This is a genomic window from Brucella sp. LJL56 (assembly GCF_054871705.1).
This window is the reverse complement of record NZ_JBTXLQ010000011.1, coordinates 1-17048: the sequence shown is the minus strand read 5'-3', so window position 1 is coordinate 17048 and position 17048 is coordinate 1. Positions and strand designations below refer to the sequence as shown.

Below are 17048 nucleotides of genomic sequence, written 5' to 3'. Positions count from 1 at the left end.
GCTTCACCGTGTCGAAAGGGGATTGGAAAACCGGATGTAAGAGGCGAGGGGATCGGTCACGTCTGTGTTTTCATTGATGTTTCCGGCGGAGATCATGAAATTCCCCTTGGCGACCAGCGTGGGGCTGTGAAGGAGATAATCCAGCGCGGTCTTGTCTTGGAGAGGCTCCTTGTGAAGCTGTTCCAGAAAGCGTCGCAGTGCCGCAAAAAGTTCGGTTTCATCAATGAAACGTGTTGAACCCAGCGCAGCAACAAGTGCGAAAACGCCGTTGATGAATAGATAATACCCAACCAGTTGAGCAGCTTCGTCACTGCCGAAAACATGGTCGGTTGCAGCACCTGCCTCCGGCAGATACTCCTTCAAAAACGGCAAGAACGAGCGGACGTAACCCGTACCCTGGCAATCACGGAAATAGAGCGCATTCGGCCAACCATCCTGAAGGCCAAGAACGAGATTTTGCTGATGAGCGCCAAAAAGCAGGCCGTAATCACCTTGGGCAATCATGAAAGGCGCAATGGCAACATCCAGAAAACGTTCGAACCAGCGCTTCGCCACATCGCTCTCCGCAGCCCCCTCCGATGCAGCAATCCGGCGTATGAGGTCTGCGACATGGCTGCCATTCCCATCGGGGTGGCGTTCGCAAAGCGCTGCAAGAACGGCTGCGTGCGGTTGCTGCTCGCAGCGAAACGGGTTTTCCCGGAAAACTGCAATCGTTTCATTGTCGATGGAGCCGTCCGGCAAGCACAGGGATATCCAGCCCGGTTCGCCCATGATGTGAAAATCGGGAAAGCGCTTTTTCAGAGCCTTGCCAATCGTGCCCGTTACGAGCCGGTGAACGTTAATGCCCCGCAGGCATTCGCCTGGTTCCACGATGCGGCGCGAATTGGTAAGCCGGAGGCTGAGCGAGAATTTGAGCATCCAGTCGCTCTCGGGAGAATATATGGCGCGCAAGGAGCTGGTCGCGCGCCAGCAAGGATTGCCGCTGCCAAGATCGGTTATCTTGCCCTGACATTCCAGTTGCTGGATATCCGGGCGTAGCGACAGGCGAGCCGCCTGCCATGGATGCAACGGAATGAGCGGTCGCCCGGCTGCTTTTTCAATCAGTCGGGAACCCGACGCAATCGATGCGATAGCCTCTGTCACGTCGAAGCCATCGGCTGCTCCCTGTGCCAGCAGTCCGGGCTCTATAGCCCACCACCGCAAAGCAAAGGCATTGCCATATTCCGGACCGAAGCGGTGGTTGTCGTCATCGGTGAACTCATCCCGGCTGCGCGGAAACGGGTGTACCGCATGACCAAACCGCAGCGCTTTCTCAGCTCTGATGAAATCAGGGTCAGATTCAGCAAAAGGTCGCTCATCGGTGGCTTCCCGGAGAAGACGCGCGATCGACCGCATACTGCCCAGCACTCTTTGCTGGAAGAGTAGTTTCGCATCGGGTGAAACGTTGCCACCGATTTCGTCCTCTTTGATAAGCAGGAGCGCCAGTTCCGGCAAGCTTATGGGTTCCAACCGGTCCCCATTGGATTTCCACATCGGCGTGCCGAAGCAATGATATCCGGCAAGCGACCAGAAAATTACAGGCACTCTGACCTCGGTATCTGACGCTGCAAGCTTCAGAAGCAAGCTCGTTTTGGTTCCAGTCTTTGCCGGCGATGAGTTTCTATATAATAATTCCCAGTTTTTCCACTCTCTTATTAGAGAATTAAGAAATATATTTTCCGATACAGCGAAGTAATTTATGTTAATTACTCTGTTCATTTCGCCTCTCCGAAATAAATTCTGATTTTTGTTTACTTATTGCTTCTGCATTGCTACCGATATCGAAAATTAAACATGCGGTGATTTCCATGGTTGTCGATGATGCTGCGCGTAAAATATCCTCCCGTCTTTCGATCGCCGTTTCGACTATCGGCTTCAATCAGACCGCATTCATTGCGCTTGTCCCTCTCATCGCGACTGCGACGGGTCTGCAAACGGCTGAGATCGGTTTTACAGCGGGGCTTGGTGCAGTGGCCTTTGTTGTCAGTGCTCCCTTGTGTGGAATGCTCGGCACTCGAATTGGCGCGCGGCGCGCGCTGTATTGGCTGGGGCTCGTACTCGTGTTGGCGCAGCTCATCTTTCTGGTGTTGATGATGATGGGCCCGCTGCCCTATGTGATGGCTCTCGGTTTGCTCGTAATATCGCGTTTCGTTTATGGAGCGGCATCCGCTGGAATCATGCCGATTGCTCAAGCCTGGGTTTCCGGATTGCTGCCGCAAACGGAGCGCACCGTTGCTCTGGCACGTCTCAGCGCGGGTCTCAGTATTGGCCGCATTCTCGGTTCGGCTGCGGCAGTAACCGCCAGTGTTATGCCTTTTCTGCCGCTTGTTCTGCTTGTTGCAAGCCCGCTCAGTCTGCTGCTGGTGCCGGCTGCCAAGGACACTGTCGGTAAAATTGGTCAACGCTCCGATAGTCCGGCATATCTTTCTCCACTCGACGGGCGTCTGCTGCCGTTCCTCGGACTTGGATTTCTGGTCACGATGTCCTTCGGACACGTCCAGATGATACTCGGGCCGTTGCTGCAACTGCGTCTTGCCGTCGGTCCGGCCGAGGCAACCGCTGCTGCGGGGATCACGCTGATCGTCGTGGCGCTCGCGATGATCGCAACGCAGATACTTGTCATTCCCCGGTTGCGGCTCGACAACAGAAGCTGCGTTATCCTTGGCACGGTTCTTCTGGCTGCTGGTGTCCTGCTGGTGGTGGCGACACCCCTCGCTTATACAAGCCTCGGCGGACTGGTGGCGGGTGGAGCAGGAATGGCGATTGCCACGCCCAACTATCTTGGATGGCTGACCGGCAGGATGGAGCAGAAAGAACAAGGTGCTGCTGCTGGCTGGCTTGCAAGCGCTCATGTACTCGGACAGGGAGCGGGCGCGATCTCCGGCGGCTATTTTTTCACAATCTCTGCGCAGGCGCCGCTTGTTGCCAGCGCGATCCTTGCCGCCATGGCTGCGCTTCTCGCCTTCTCGATGAAGGCCCGAAATGCATAAAAAAGAAGAGGGATTCTGATTCATGACTGCTCCCTGCGATTGGCATCAACGCCCGTCGTCGGTAGTGCCTTGAGCATGCTAATCGTTGCGAGAACGGCCAGCCCCGAAAGCGCTGCGGCCAGAGCGAAGAGAAGGCCGTAGCCCAGACGATCTGCAAGAATGCCGGAAGCCATCGAACCGGCGAGATAGACAACAATCTGCGCACAGGCGAGGATCGTAAAATCAGTTCCGGGCTGATCGGGCGATGTGACGCTCATGAAAAGGCTGTAGAGCGCAACGATTTCCATGTAACGAATGATCGTCTGAAATGCCGATGCCCCATAAAGTGGCCAGATTTCACCCAGAGCGCCGAAGGCATGCAGGGTGAACAGCAGGAAGCAGATTGTTCTCAAACTCCCCAGAAGCCCAAGCACAGCGGCGACACCATTGCGACGAATAAGAATGGCGGCGATGGCAGAACCGGCAATGCCTGCGGTTGCGGCGGCGGCACCCGACAGATAGCCGATCACGTCGAGCGGAACGCCCGCATCCACCAGATAAGGCCCCTCCATGGCTTTCATCAGCCCTTCGCTTGCCCGATAGATCAGTGCGATCCACAGGATCTGCCGTGCTTCGGTGCGGCGCAGGAAATGCATGATCGAGGGGCGTGAAAGAGCCCGCCCGTCGAGCAAGGGTGCCGGGTCGGTTTCCCGCATCGACAAAGCGGCGATCAGAGGAATGAGTGAAAGAAATGCGATCGTGCCAAGCATGATCGTCCAGCCCACATGGTGATAAAGCATCAGTCCCAGTGTTCCGCCGATCAGCACGCCGAAGGCAACCGCACCACCCTGAATGGCGTTGCCGAGAGGTCGGTCTGCCTCGCCGAGATATTTTGCAGCGTAGCCGTCGGTCGCGATGTCTTGTGTGGCGAGTAAAAGCGACGCGATGAAGCCGACAATGAAAATCCCGGTGACGTTATCTGGCCCCAGTGGAATGAGGCACATAATGGCTGCAATGATCCCACATTGGGTAAGGACGACCCAGCCGGCCCGGTGAGACCGTGCCCATGGTCTGAAGCGGTCGACCAAAGGTGCCCACGCAAATTTCAAGACCATTGGTAGAAGCAGAATGGAAAACATGCCGATGGCCGTGCGTGACACATCCTGCTCCCGCAAGATGGGAGGCAGGGCGGCGGCAAACAGATAGGTCGGAATGCCCTGAGCCAGATACAGACCTGCAAGGACACAGAACAGTCGCGTTCGTGATGAGGGGCGGGCGATGGAAGAGGGGGCAATCGTCATCGCCGATAACCCTTTTGGGACTGGCGGCCTGCCGGGCAAGTCGTGGTGCTAATAAGTGTCTTCATCGCCCGACCCTGCCTCAGAACGTTACTTTGTAGGAGAGGAAAACGCTCCGCCCCAGTCCTGCGACAGGTGCGTTGCGCGTGGCCGTTGCAGTGGGGTTGATGTAATAGGTGTCGAAGACGTTGCGGACCGCGAGACTTGCTTCGCTGCCGTTCTCGAAAGTTTTCGAGAATGCCATGTTGACCAGCGTGGCGTCGTCGATCTGCTGGCCCTTGATACGGTCGCGACCGGAGAAATATTCAACTTCACCCCGGACCTTGTAACCGCCTTCGAACGACACCGTGGTAAAGGCGAGCCCCTTCCAGGTGGTCGGAATACGATTATTGGGAAGGTATTCGTCCGAACCGATGCTGCCGTCGCCATTGGCGTCGTATTTGCCTTCCTGATAGGCAACCAGACCGCCAATCGTGAACATCGAATTGATGTCGTAGTCGGCTCGCGCCTCCACGCCCCAGATGCGTTCCTTCTGCTGGCTTACGCGGTTTGCCGCTATGTCGTAGTTCACACCATCCTTGGAGGTGGAAATATAACTGCTTACTGTGCTGCGTAGATCGCCCCAATCGCCGCGAAGACCCGCTTCATAGGTATTGACCAGTTGGGGTTTTGGCGCGATGTCGGCATAGCTGATTGTATAGTCAGGCGTGCCGCGACAGCCGTAGATGGCGGCGATCGATCCGTAAGCATCGCAGATTTCCGCAAGCGAATTCACACCGGCGCGGCGTGTGAAAGCGCCAATATCGGTAAGGCTGTAGCCTTGCGAGAAATTACCGAAGGCCTGCACTTCTTCCGTGACGTCGTATACCGCTCCCGCGTTGAAGGTCCATGCATTGTAGTCGTACGAACCGCCGAGTACGCTGATTGCGGGATAGATATTCGCCAGAGACCGGGCAGGCCAGGCAACGGCCGCTGGCCGGGTGAAGTCGTTCACGTCAAGGTAAAACTGGTCGAAGCGCGCGCCACCCTGCAAACGGAACCGCTCTGTGACGGGAACTTCGGCCTGCGCAAAAGCCGCGATGGAATTCTGCGTCATCGGGGCGATTGCATCTTCGTCGTTCAGAAGGGTTTGCGCCACCTTGTCGTAGGCATAATCCACGCCCCAGGTCAGTTTGCTGCCATTGGTGATGAAGTCCATCGGCGTCGTGATGGTCATGTTCATGCCCGATCGGTCGAAATCATATTTCGACTGGTTGAACCACGCCGTGGGCTGCCGGGGATTTCCCGAATAATAGACCTGAGTGTTCACGGCCGAAAGTTCGGTGAACGGGGACTGCTTGAAGATCTTGTTATAGAAAGCCTTCACTTCCAGATTGCCGAGGGCAAAATCCTGATCAGTATATTTTGCGGTCAGATATTTGGAATCCTCGCGAAGCGGTTCGCCGGTATAGTTCGAACCGAATCTTGGTGAAACCGGGTTCGTCGTGTAGTCGGTGAACCATTCCGGCTTCTGCTTGGCATAGGTCCAGTCAAAGCTGACTTCAAACCGGCGCGGTCCGCTTTCATAGCCCACGACGCCGAAGAAATTGCCGTTGACCATTCTGTCGCCGCCGCCTTGTCCGAGCATGGCGTCGGATGGCATTTCATTGCCATGCCCGTCATAGGTACGACGGGTCCAGTCGCCGGTTCCGGAGAAATAATAGTCGAGCTTTTCCTTCCGGCCCTCGATGGACACACTCGTTTCCGGTGCTGTCGATTTGCCGAGGTTTTCCGTGTAACCGGAAAGGCCGGTGCGCACAGTGACAGTCGGCTTGTCGCTGCTGCCCCGCTTGGTGATGAAATTGATCGTTCCACCGGTTCCCCCGGCACCGTAGAGGCTGGAAGCTCCGTTCACGACCTCAATACGTTCAACAGAATTGAGGTCGATCATCGACAGGATGCGAGACAGGTCGCGCAGCGGCGTATTGCGGGGAACACCGTCAACCATGATCAGAACACTGCGACCGCGAAATGTTTCCGATGCGCCGGATATGGTCTGGTTGCTTGGTGCAAAACCGGGAACCAGACGCGAAATCAAATCGCTGGCATTCGGCGAGATTCGCATCGCCTCTTCGACTTGTTCCCGATCGATCACTTGGACGGATTGCGCGACGGCGGCAATTGAACTCTCGTTGCGTCCGGCGGTTATAATGATCTGGTCCAGCCGTGTAGCCCCTGCTTCGTTGTCTGCAGGCGTCTGTGCAAGCGCGGTCGTCGTAAACCCGCAACCTGAGAGCAGCAGAATTATAAATTGCCTGTTCATCGTTTTCCCCGAGTAAGATTAGTCAATGAAATCCGGTGGATAGTCTGTCAGCCACGCCGGTCTTTCATCAGTCAGTTACAGTTACCCCCTGGACGCAAAGGACATGGTGCCCGGCTAGGAGGGTGGTCCATGATCATCTCCTTTTTGTCGTCCCGCCTTCATTCGGTGCTGAGAGCACTGGCCGTCACCGCGAAAGTCGTTTAAACTAGATCATTATTGTCAACTTTATAGGGTGGCCTGTATATTCGGCTTGGTTTCCTGCGAAAATTGATAGGACCAGGACGAACTGACCTGAGGTCATTTACCCGTGTTGCAAGGATGCATCATGATTCCGTCTAAGCAGATCGAAACGATCGTTCCGCAGCGCTTTGATATTGCCGAAATAGGGAATGAGAAGGAGCGCAAGCTCTGTGCTTCGACGCTCACAACGATTGTGGGTGACGTCTCGCTGGCTCTGGACGAATCCGGACATGGTGCCGCCCGGGGCATCTATTGTTCGGTTGGTGAGCTTCGGCTGATGACCTGTTACTTTCCGCCTTGCCCGATAGCTGTGCAAGGTAAGGGAGAACACCAGTCCGATCAGGTTCTTATGGTCCGAAGCATGGAGGGGCGGCTTTGTATCAACCAGTCTGGCCATACGTTGATTCTGAAACCGGGAGATGTAGTTTTCCTGCCCTCGGATAAACCGTTCGAATGGCGGCTTCCTGAAGGTGGTCGCATCGATTGCGGCAGCTTGCCTGCAAACTATTTTCCGGTTTCGAGGCAGGCATTGGAGAATTTATTGATGCGTCCAATCCCCAAGGCGCACCCGCCATTGAAGCTTCTTATTACACACGGTGCCTATCTGCTTATGCGTGGAGCACATGCACCGGGCGAAGCTGAAATGATTGTCGCCCACTTCCGGCAGGTTCTTCCAATGGCTTTGGAGTTTCTTCGTGATGATAAGCGGAACCATCGTTCGGGTACGAGCCTGATGCAAATAAAGGCTTTCATTGAAACGCGGCTGCCGGATGCGACCTTTGATCTTGGTTCGGTTGCGGCAAAGTTTGGCGTTACTGCACGCCACGTTCAAAAACTCTTTCAGGCTGAGGATACGACATTCTCCCGCTACGTGCTCCAGCGCCGGTTGGGCATGGCCCAATTGCGCGTTTCGCGGCAAAGCAATCACTCTATTAGTTCAATTGCTTACGAGGTTGGTTTCGGCGATCTTTCCTATTTCAACCGGGCGTTTCGCCAGCATTTCGGTATGACACCATCGGCAATGCGTGGTCGACGCGATGTGTCAGACCGCGTCCCGAAAAATGCGAAACGATTTTCGGACAAGATGCGCGTCAAAACAAACAGTCAGAGCGCCGATCCGGTTCAGTCGGATCGAACCGCGCTCTAACGATCTCCGTTCAAGTTCTGCTTCATATGGAACGAACGTCCAATGCCTTGCGGTTTGTCGCATGGACAGCCGAAAATTGAGACAATGTTTTTCATCGGAAAAACCGCATTGCGTCTATCCGGTGACGCAATGCGGTTCGAATGTTCAGCCCGTCACGTCCATTCGGTCGTGACGAGGTTTTTATGGAAGGCTTACTTCTGCCAGCTCTTGACCAGTTCGTCGTAATTGACCGTAACCGGCTTTTCCTTCTCGTTTTCTATCTTCAACTGAGGAGCGAGGTTGCCCTTGGAAACGGCATCCTTGTTCCAGTATTCGATGTCATGCTCTTCGGCGAGTTTCGGTCCGATGTCACCTTGAACCCCTGCGCGCTCCAGACGCGCGAGGACTTTTTCCTGTTCCGCGCAAAGCGAATCCATTGCTCCTTGCGCTGTTTTCGCACCTGACGATGCGTCGCCGATCGCCTGCCACCAAAGCTGGGCCAGCTTTGGATAGTCAGGAACGTTGGTGCCGGTTGGCGACCACTGTACCCTAGCTGGAGACCGATAGAACTCGACGAGACCGCCGAGCTTGGGTGCCCTGTCCGTAAAGCTCTGGTGATGGATGGACGAGTCACGGATGAAGGTCAGTCCCACATGGCTCTTTTTCACATCGACCGTCTTGGACGTCACAAACTGCGCATAGAGCCACGCAGCCTTGGCGCGATCATCTGGAGTGGATTTCATCAGTGTCCAGGAACCCACGTCCTGATAGCCGAGCTTCATGCCGTCTTTCCAGTAAACACCGTGCGGGGACGGGGCAACGCGCCATTTGGGCGTTCCGTCCTCATTCACAACGGGAAGTCCGGGCTTGGCCATATCCGCTGTAAACGCCGTGTACCAGAAGATCTGCTGGGCAATATTGCCCTGCGATGGGACAGGACCGGATTCCGAGAAGGTCATGCCCTGGGCTTCCGCCGGAGCATAGGCCTTGATCCAGTCGAGATACTTCTGGATGGCGTAGACTGAAGCCGGCCCGTTGGTGTCGCCGCCGCGCGCGACGCACGAGCCGACGGGACGCGACTGGTCATCGACCTTGATGCCCCATTCATCGACAGGCAATCCGTTCGGCAAGCCCTTGTCACCGTTACCGGCCATGGAGAGCCAGGCATCGGTGAAGCGCCAGCCGAGTGACGGGTCCTTCTTGCCGTAGTCCATATGGCCGTAGACCTTTTTGCCATCAAGCTCGCGACCGGTGAAGAATTCGGCGATGTCCTCATATGCCGACCAGTTGACCGGAACGCCGAGATCGTAACCATACTTGGCTTTGAAGTCGGCCTTGTTCTTTTCGTCGTTGAACCAGTCGTAACGGAACCAGTAGAGGTTGGCGAACTGCTGGTCGGGAAGCTGGTAGAGTTTCTTGTCCGGGGCAGTGGTGAACTTGCTGCCGATGAAGTCGTCCAGATCAAGGCCCGGGTTGGTAACATCCTTGCCTTCATTGGCCATGAAGTCGGTCAGGTTGCGCACTTGCTGATAACGCCAGTGCGTGCCGATCAGATCGGAGTCGTTGACCCAGCCGTCATAAAGATTCTGGCCGGTCTGCATCTGGGTCTGGATTTTTTCGACGACATCCCCTTCCTGAATGATGTCGTGCGTGACCTTGATGCCGGTGATGGCGGTAAATGCGGGCGCCAGCACCTTGGATTCATAGTCATGGGTGGTCAGCGATTCCGAAACGACTTTGATATCCATGCCTTGGAAAGGCTTGGCTGCATCGATGAACCACTGCATTTCCTTTTCCTGATCGGCGCGCGACAGGGATGAAAGATCGCCGATTTCCTTGTCGAGAAATTGCTTCGCCTCATCCATTCCTGCCGAAGCTGCACCTGTCATTGCCAGCACGATGAGTGCTGTAGTCGTCATTAGATGCCGTCGCATGTTGATCCTCCCAAAGCTTGCGAGTGCATATCGACTTTTTGGGCGCGGTATGTCCCCCGAGCCCACTACTGCATGAAGCGGACGTATCTCGCTTCGGACTCCTTATACAAAGCGGAATACGCCAATGGCGTAGACCACTGAAATGGCAAGAGCCCACCAAAGGTTCGGACCAACCAGTCCAAGCCATGCCAGATTGATGAATGCGCTGCCGAGCAGCGAGATGAACAAGCGGTCGCCGCGTGTTGTTTCGAACCGCAGGATGCCGTTGCGCGGCGAGCCGCCGGGCGAGACATATTCCCAAACGCACATGCCCAGCAGCAGAAACGCTATCGCGCTGAAAAACGCCGCGGTCTGCCAGGTCCAGGCCATCCAGGAAAAGTCGGGCATATGAAACATTGTCATACCCTCCCCAGGGCGAAGCCCTTGGCGATGTAATTGCGGACAAACCAGATCACCAGTGCGCCGGGTATCAGCGTCAGAACACCGGCCGCAGCGAGAAGTCCCCAATCCATACCGGCGGCGGAAACCGTGCGCGTCATCGTGGCGGCGATGGGCTTCGCGTCTGTCGTCGTGAGCGTGCGCGCAATCAACAACTCCACCCAGGAGAACATGAAGCAGAAGAATGCTGCCACGCCGATGCCTGATGCGATCAAGGGCATGAAAATCTTCACGAAGAATTTTGGAAACGAATAGCCATCGATATAAGCTGTTTCGTCGATTTCTTTCGGCACGCCTGACATGAAGCCTTCCAGAATCCACACTGCCAGCGGCACATTGAACAGACAATGCGCCAGTGCGACCGCGATATGGGTATCGATGAGCCCGAAGGCTGAATAGAGCTGGAAGAACGGCAGGGCGAAGACGGCCGGTGGCGCCATGCGGTTGGTCAGGAGCCAGAAGAAGAGGTGTTTGTCGCCCAGAAAATTGTAGCGCGAAAAGGCATAAGCCGCGGGTAGCGCTACCGAAACTGAAATCACCATGTTCATGACGACATAGATGATCGAGTTGATGTAACCCGAATACCAGGCGGAGTCAGTAAAGATGGCGCGATAGTTCTGCAAGGTCGGCTGGTGTGGAAAGAGCGTCAACGACGTCAGGATCTCCTGATTGGTCTTGAAGCTCATATTGATGAGCCAGTAGATCGGGATCAGCAATAACACGATATAGATCGTCGGGATCAACCAGCCGAACCGCGACGTGTCGCGTCTGCCTGATCGCTGTCTGATGGTGCTTGCAACCGGCACAATGGCAGGTGTGCCGCCCACAGCGGCCTCCGTAGCGGTTCCTACAGAAGCTCCTTGCACGGCGTTCATCTCACACCTCCTGATCGTGGCTTGTCATGACGGTGTAGAACACCCACGACAAGAGCAGGATAATGAGGAAGTAGATCAATGACATAGCCGCTGCTGGCCCCAGATCGAATTGACCGAGTGCCATTTTGACCAGATCTATCGACAAGAAAGTCGTCGAATTGCCCGGCCCGCCGCCAGTCACCACAAAAGGCTCGGTATAGATCATGAAACTATCCATGAACCGGAGCAGAACGGCGATCAGCAGAACGCGCTTCATCTTGGGTAGCTGGATGTAGCGAAATACCGAAAAGCGCGAAGCCCCATCAATCCTTGCTGCCTGATAATAGGCATCGGGGATGGATACGAGGCTCGCATAACACAGCAGCACCACAAGGCTGGTCCAGTGCCAAACGTCCATGACGATGACTGTCACCCAGGCATCGAACGGATCGTTGACATAATTGTAATCCAGTCCGAGCCAGTTGGCGTAATAGCCGAGCAAACCGATGTCACTGCGTCCGAAAACCTGCCAGATCGTGCCGACCACGTTCCACGGGATCAGCAAGGGCAATGCCATGGTGACCAGACACACCGGGACCCAGAAGCCCTTTTTGGGCATGTTGAGCGCAATCAGGATACCAAGAGGTATCTGGATAGCCAGGATGATGAATGAAAAAATGAGATTGCGCCCAAGCGCATCCCAGAAGCGACCGGAGTGAAGGATCTGTTCGAACCAGTCTGTTCCAGCCCAGAAGAACTGGTTGTTACCGAACGTATCCTGTACCGAATAATTCACTACTGTCATGAGCGGAATGACGGCGGAAAAGGCGACCAGCACCAGCACCGGCAGGACCATGAACCAGGCCTTGTTGTTCCAGCTTTTTTCCACAGTCAGCCCTCCATTCCCACGCGCCACGAATCCGCGAATATACCGATTGCCTTCGGATCGAAGGTCACATGCGGATCAGTGGGTACCTCGTCATTCTCGCCGATCACGATGGCCAGTTTCTGCCCCTCGAAGCCCGCCCGCACGATGCGGTAACGTCCGATATCCTCTACCTTGTCGACACGGATCGGCAGACCTTCACGACCGAGCCTGACAAATTCCGGTCGGATACCCAATTCGATGCGTGTTGCATCGCCAATCTGCGGTGTGCCGGGCAGCGGAATGGTTTGCGCGCCCACTGTTGCGGTGTGGCCTTCGATCCGGGCTGGCATGAGGTTCATGCCCGGCGAGCCGATGAAATAGCCGACGAATGTATGCTTCGGACGCTCGAACAATTCCGCCGGGGTGCCGATCTGTACGATTTCCCCATTATGCATCACCACGACCTTGTCGGCGAATGTCAGTGCCTCCGTCTGGTCGTGTGTGACATAAACCATCGTGAAACCCGTTTGACGGTGCATGCGCTTCAGTTGCGAACGCAGCACCCACTTCATGTGCGGATCGATAACCGTCAGCGGTTCGTCAAAAAGGATCGCGTTTACATTCGCGCGTACCAGACCCCGACCTAGTGAAATCTTCTGCTTCTGATCGGCCGTCAGTCCGCGCGCGCGCCGCCCGGCAATGCCGTCGAGGTCCGTCATCTCCAGAATGTCCTTGACGCGACGTTGCACTTCCGCTTCCGGCATACGACGGTTACGCAGCGGAAAAGCAAGATTGTCAAAAACAGTCATCGTGTCGTAAACAACAGGAAACTGGAAAACCTGCGCAATATTGCGATCCTCAGTGGCAAGTTCGGTCACGTCCTGGCCATCGAAAAGGATACGCCCTTCGGTCGGCTGTAGAAGGCCGGAGATGATGTTGAGCAGAGTTGTCTTGCCGCAGCCGGAAGGGCCGAGCAGTGCATAGGCACTGCCGTTCTCCCACTCATAATTGACCATGTTGAGTGCATATTCACCTGCGGCCTGTGCCTTTGCATTATAGGCGTGGCGGATATGATCGAGAGTGATACGTGCCATCGTCGCCTTCCTACGTTGCCAGATCGACCACATGGCCGACTGCACGGCCGGTTTCGTCGAATGCCATCAGGTGTCGTGTGTCGAGATAGACTTCGATTTCGCGGTCGGGCTCGAGGATCTGGATGCCGTGCGCCAGCATAACCCAACGATCCCCTTCGTAATCGAGATGTATAAAGCTCTCCGATCCGGCGATCTCGGACACCAGAGTACGGGCTCGAATGGGAACCGTCGTGTTCTCGATTGGCTGCACAAGCAGGTGATGCGGCTGAAAAGCGATGGTCAGCGGACCGTCGTTTAATTTGGCCAACTGGCCCGGCACGGGAAGGGCGGGGCGATCGGCCCGTAGGAAACGGTCGCCTGACTTGACCATGCGCGCCGTGTTCAAGGGCGGGTCGGCAAATGTGCGTGCTGTGACGAGGTCGAGAGGGCGGCGATATACATCAATTGTACGGCCAAACTGGGTGATGCGGCCTTGCGAGAGCGCAGCCGTATTGCCACCGAGCAGCAGGGCTTCCGAAGGCTCGGTCGTTGCATAGACGAAGATCGCGCCGGATTCGGCAAAGATGCGCGGCAGCTCTTCGCGTAATTCCTCACGCAGCTTGTAGTCGAGATTTGCCAGCGGTTCGTCGAGCAGCACCAGATTGGCCTTTTTCACGATGGCCCGGGCAATCGCCGTGCGCTGTTGCTGGCCACCGGAAAGGTTGAGCGGTGTACGATCCAGATAAGGCGTCAGCTTGAGAAGTTCCGCTGCCTTGCGAACCTCACTGTCGATTTCCGACTGTGCCTTGCCGGCAATGCGCATTGGCGAGGCAATGTTTTCGTAGACGGTCAAGGCCGGGTAATTGATGAATTGCTGATAAACCATCGCCACATTGCGCTTCTGCACGGGCATGCCGGTAACATCCTGCCCATCGAACAGGATCGAGCCCTCGCTTGGCTTGTCCAGTCCGGCCATCAGCCGCATCAGTGAAGTCTTGCCGGACAAGGTGGGGCCGAGCAGGACATTCAGGCTTCCGCGTGGAAGAATGAGGCTTGTGGAATGGATATGAGTCTCTCCACCCACTATTTTTGTGATACTTCGCAATTCCAGCATATGTCCCGAGGCCTCCTCCAACCGTCGGAATTATTGCGCTTATTGGCTAATCCCCTCAATATGGGCTTTCAGGGACTGTGTCTTACCCTTTATGAGCAACCTGCCCGGTCTGTTTCTTCGCAACAATTTCTGTTCTACGGTCAGTCTCGTCACGAGTTCAAGAAGCGTGCGTACTTCAACCTTGATGAGGGCGTTCCCAAAAGACCCTATCCAACATACTACAGCACAGCACCAGTCGCTCAACAAGCGCGAGCCTTCACGTGAGGCAGCGCGACAAGCAGAGACATCTTCGGTGTTCGAACAATCCCGGTTCGGATTATTTTGATAAGCAGACAATTCGCAATTTTGACGATAGCGCAGAGCGCAACTATTACCCCTGACGGTCATGAGTGGCTGGCCAGGATCAAAACAATTCGTGTCGGTCAGAGCCCTGACGTAACCCCGTCTGACTGCCGTTCTCGCGATATCTCTAACGTTGATATCACCGTTATCTGAAGAGAGGGCACGCGCATTCGCAACTGACATGTTCCTCCGCTCGATCACACGTTCGGCCTTTGCCGGTGTGAAAGTGAATTAATGAAAATCGAAAACAAAAGGAAAGTCAAATGAAGATAATTGTTTCAATTGCGAAACCTGCTCAGCCGCTGCTCAGACGCCATTCGCATCAGGTGACCTGGCGAAATGATGGTGCGCGTTCGTTGTGAACGGCGTGAGTTGGTTGGCTCAGGAAAATGGTCAAAATCCAGAGGCGATATGAACCGCGTTTACGCCAAACACTCAAGGGAACATTGTGTATAGCAATGGCTACGCCGAAGCATCGCCCGGAAATCAACTGCAGCCCCTCGGAGCAGACCTCCTGCTCAATGAGGGATGAATGAGCAAGAGACTACACCGAAGGTGTAGGGCGCGTGGTAGCGCGCCCCTGTCACTAATAGTGGCCCCGCCTCACACGTGGCCCACTGTAATAGTGGTGCCTGTGATGGTTGCGCCAGGCATTGTGCCTGTAATGACGGTGTGAATGCCAGCGCGGTCCACGATAGTGGCGGTGATGCGAACGCCAATGGTTCCGCTTGTAATGATGCCGTTTGTTCCAATGTTTCCGTGAATGATGGCCTCGATGGTCCCGGACCTGTTCGACATTTGAACTCAAGTCCGGCTTTGCAACGTTGAGCGTTGGTGCCGCGTTTGCTGCGCCCGCTCCGATCAGCATCCCGACACCGAGAACACCGGCGATCAGTCCTTTAACTAGGTTCATTCTGCGTACTCCTTTCAAGTTCGCATCCTGGTACCTAGCGCATGAACTGACGATGAACAGGAAAATACAGGAAATATCCGGCTTGATGGTCATGCAACATTTCCAGTCAAAAACTGTATCAGACTAGCACCTGCGGGCTTCAACGACTACGTATAGGAATGAGTTCGTGCCTATGAAAGCGTAAGGGAGAAATATGCTTAGAACTGGCGTCGTTGGAACCATTGTGATGCTGTTTGCAGTTTTTCCTGCTGTGGCAAACGACGCGCAACTGGTCGCCGATATGGCTTCCAAGTGCTGGAAGTTGCCCGAGGACATGGACTATCAACGAGCGTCTGCAACTTTCGAGGTTACATATAATGCCGAGGGCGAGTTGGTGCGCATCGTCACTGTCGAGTATCAGCCAGTTAGGCGGGCAGGTCGAGAATTTGCAATCAGCGCTCAGCAGGCGTTGAATGAATGTGCGGACAAAACTCCGGTCAAGTCCCGGACGATCCGGGTCGTAATGCGATATACGGCACCTGCATCGGATGGACCATTGATCATGAAGAAGCCTCTCCGGTAGCCAGACAGTATTCCCGCGAACGGCAAGGTGTCCCTCACATTACCTGATTGACGGTTATGGCGATCATGTGGAGGACGTCGTCAGCGGAGCAGCCGCGGGAGAGGTCGTTTGCGGGTTTTGCGAGGCCCTGGAGCACGGGACCGATGGCCTGTGCTCCACCGATGCGCTGGGCGATCTTGTAGCCGATATTGGCGGCTTCCAGATTGGGGAACACGAAGATATTGGCATTGCCCTTCAAAGGAGAACCGGGTGATTTGGCATGGCTGATCGCCTCCACGAAAGCGGTGTCGAACTGCAACTCGCCATCGATGCACAGATCGGGTTTGCGCTCCCGCACCGTCCGGGTTGCCTGAACGACCTTCGATACGCGTTCATGCGCGGCGCTGCCGCCGGTGGAGAAGGACAGCATGGCCACGGCCGGGTCTTTCTCGGTCAGTTGGCGGTATGAGTCTGCCGACTGGATGGCGATATCGGCCAGTTGGGCGGAATCCGGTTCCACCACGAGGCCACAGTCGGCAAAGACGAAAGCGCCTTTCTTTTGATGATGCGACTGGCACAACAGCATCAGGAAGAAGCTGGAGACAAGCGAAGCGCCTTCGGCCTTGCCGATGATCTGCAGGGCATGGCGCACCACATCGGCTGTCGTTGCAACCGCACCGGCCACGGTTCCATCCGCATCGCCCTCCCGCACCATCATGGCGGCAAAGCCGAGCGGTGTCTTCACCATAGCTTCGGCCTGTTCTTCGGTCATGCCCTTGGCCTGACGCAACCGATAGAGTTTTTGCGCGTAATCTGCGCTTCTGTCCGATGTTTTGGGATCGATGATCGCGATCTTTGAACCGTCGATCTGCCTGCCGATGATATTTTCGGACCCCAGAAGCGTGACGCGGGCAATGGCTTCCCGTTCGGCACGCAGCGCCGCATCGATGATGCGCGGGTCTTCGCCTTCGGCCAGCACGATGTGGCGTGGCCTTGA

The 17048-nt window shown here is 55.6% G+C and carries 14 protein-coding genes; 3 read left to right on the top strand and 11 right to left on the bottom strand.

Going from position 1 to position 17048, the window contains the following annotated elements:
• Window positions 1–3: 3 nt before the first annotated feature.
• Window positions 4–1584 carry an IucA/IucC family protein gene (locus ACYSN1_RS20905; RefSeq protein ID WP_461727436.1) on the bottom strand — a complete coding sequence of 527 codons (1581 nt, stop codon included), beginning with the start codon at window positions 1582–1584 and terminating at the stop codon, window positions 4–6.
• A 263-nt stretch (window positions 1585–1847) separates the two neighbouring features.
• Here ACYSN1_RS20905 and ACYSN1_RS20900 point away from each other — a divergent pair, with 263 nt between their 5' ends.
• A complete protein-coding gene (locus tag ACYSN1_RS20900) occupies window positions 1848–3029 on the top strand; it encodes an MFS transporter (RefSeq protein WP_461727435.1) in 1182 nt (393 codons plus the stop codon).
• Window positions 3030–3049: 20 nt separating this feature from the next.
• Here the strand turns inward: ACYSN1_RS20900 and ACYSN1_RS20895 are convergent, their stop codons facing one another.
• Together ACYSN1_RS20895 and ACYSN1_RS20890 are read right to left on the bottom strand one after the other, a co-directional pair.
• Complete coding sequence (locus ACYSN1_RS20895) at window positions 3050–4309, bottom strand: MFS transporter (RefSeq protein WP_461727434.1); 1260 nt, start codon at window positions 4307–4309, stop codon at window positions 3050–3052.
• Between the two features lie 79 nt (window positions 4310–4388).
• A complete protein-coding gene (locus ACYSN1_RS20890) occupies window positions 4389–6608 on the bottom strand; it encodes a TonB-dependent receptor (RefSeq protein ID WP_461727433.1) in 2220 nt (739 codons plus the stop codon).
• Window positions 6609–6933: 325 nt separating this feature from the next.
• On the opposite strand from ACYSN1_RS20890, the gene ACYSN1_RS20885 reads away from it, so the two are divergent.
• On the top strand, window positions 6934–7995 hold the full coding sequence (locus ACYSN1_RS20885; RefSeq protein ID WP_461727432.1) for a helix-turn-helix transcriptional regulator: 1062 nt from the start codon (window positions 6934–6936) through the stop codon (window positions 7993–7995).
• Between the two features lie 191 nt (window positions 7996–8186).
• Here ACYSN1_RS20885 and ACYSN1_RS20880 read toward each other — a convergent pair whose 3' ends face one another.
• The 7 genes from ACYSN1_RS20880 to ACYSN1_RS20850 form a co-directional block, all read right to left on the bottom strand.
• Window positions 8187–9908: an ABC transporter substrate-binding protein gene (locus tag ACYSN1_RS20880; protein ID WP_461727431.1), complete on the bottom strand. Its 1722-nt coding sequence runs from the start codon at window positions 9906–9908 to the stop codon at window positions 8187–8189.
• A 102-nt stretch (window positions 9909–10010) separates the two neighbouring features.
• Window positions 10011–10304: a DUF2160 domain-containing protein gene (locus ACYSN1_RS20875; protein ID WP_461727430.1), complete on the bottom strand. Its 294-nt coding sequence runs from the start codon at window positions 10302–10304 to the stop codon at window positions 10011–10013.
• Between the two features lie 2 nt (window positions 10305–10306).
• A complete protein-coding gene (locus tag ACYSN1_RS20870) occupies window positions 10307–11221 on the bottom strand; it encodes a carbohydrate ABC transporter permease (RefSeq protein ID WP_461727429.1) in 915 nt (304 codons plus the stop codon).
• 1 nt (window position 11222) lies between these two features.
• The gene (locus tag ACYSN1_RS20865) at window positions 11223–12089 is read right to left on the bottom strand and encodes a carbohydrate ABC transporter permease (RefSeq protein WP_105543890.1); all 867 of its coding nucleotides are present in this window, start codon (window positions 12087–12089) and stop codon (window positions 11223–11225) included.
• Window positions 12090–12091: 2 nt separating this feature from the next.
• Window positions 12092–13162: an ABC transporter ATP-binding protein gene (locus tag ACYSN1_RS20860; RefSeq protein ID WP_461727428.1), complete on the bottom strand. Its 1071-nt coding sequence runs from the start codon at window positions 13160–13162 to the stop codon at window positions 12092–12094.
• Window positions 13163–13172: 10 nt separating this feature from the next.
• Window positions 13173–14255, bottom strand: a complete 1083-nt coding sequence (locus tag ACYSN1_RS20855) for an ABC transporter ATP-binding protein (protein ID WP_461727427.1) — start codon at window positions 14253–14255, stop codon at window positions 13173–13175.
• Between the two features lie 945 nt (window positions 14256–15200).
• Window positions 15201–15395 (bottom strand): hypothetical protein, encoded by a 195-nt coding sequence (locus tag ACYSN1_RS20850; protein ID WP_461727426.1) that lies wholly within the window; start codon window positions 15393–15395, stop codon window positions 15201–15203.
• A 308-nt stretch (window positions 15396–15703) separates the two neighbouring features.
• Between ACYSN1_RS20850 and ACYSN1_RS20845 the strand changes: the two genes are divergently transcribed.
• Window positions 15704–16072: a hypothetical protein gene (locus tag ACYSN1_RS20845; RefSeq protein WP_461727425.1), complete on the top strand. Its 369-nt coding sequence runs from the start codon at window positions 15704–15706 to the stop codon at window positions 16070–16072.
• A 34-nt stretch (window positions 16073–16106) separates the two neighbouring features.
• Here the strand turns inward: ACYSN1_RS20845 and pta are convergent.
• Window positions 16107–17048 (bottom strand): phosphate acetyltransferase (gene pta / locus ACYSN1_RS20840; protein WP_461726581.1); only part of this gene is annotated, 942 nt, incomplete at its 5' end.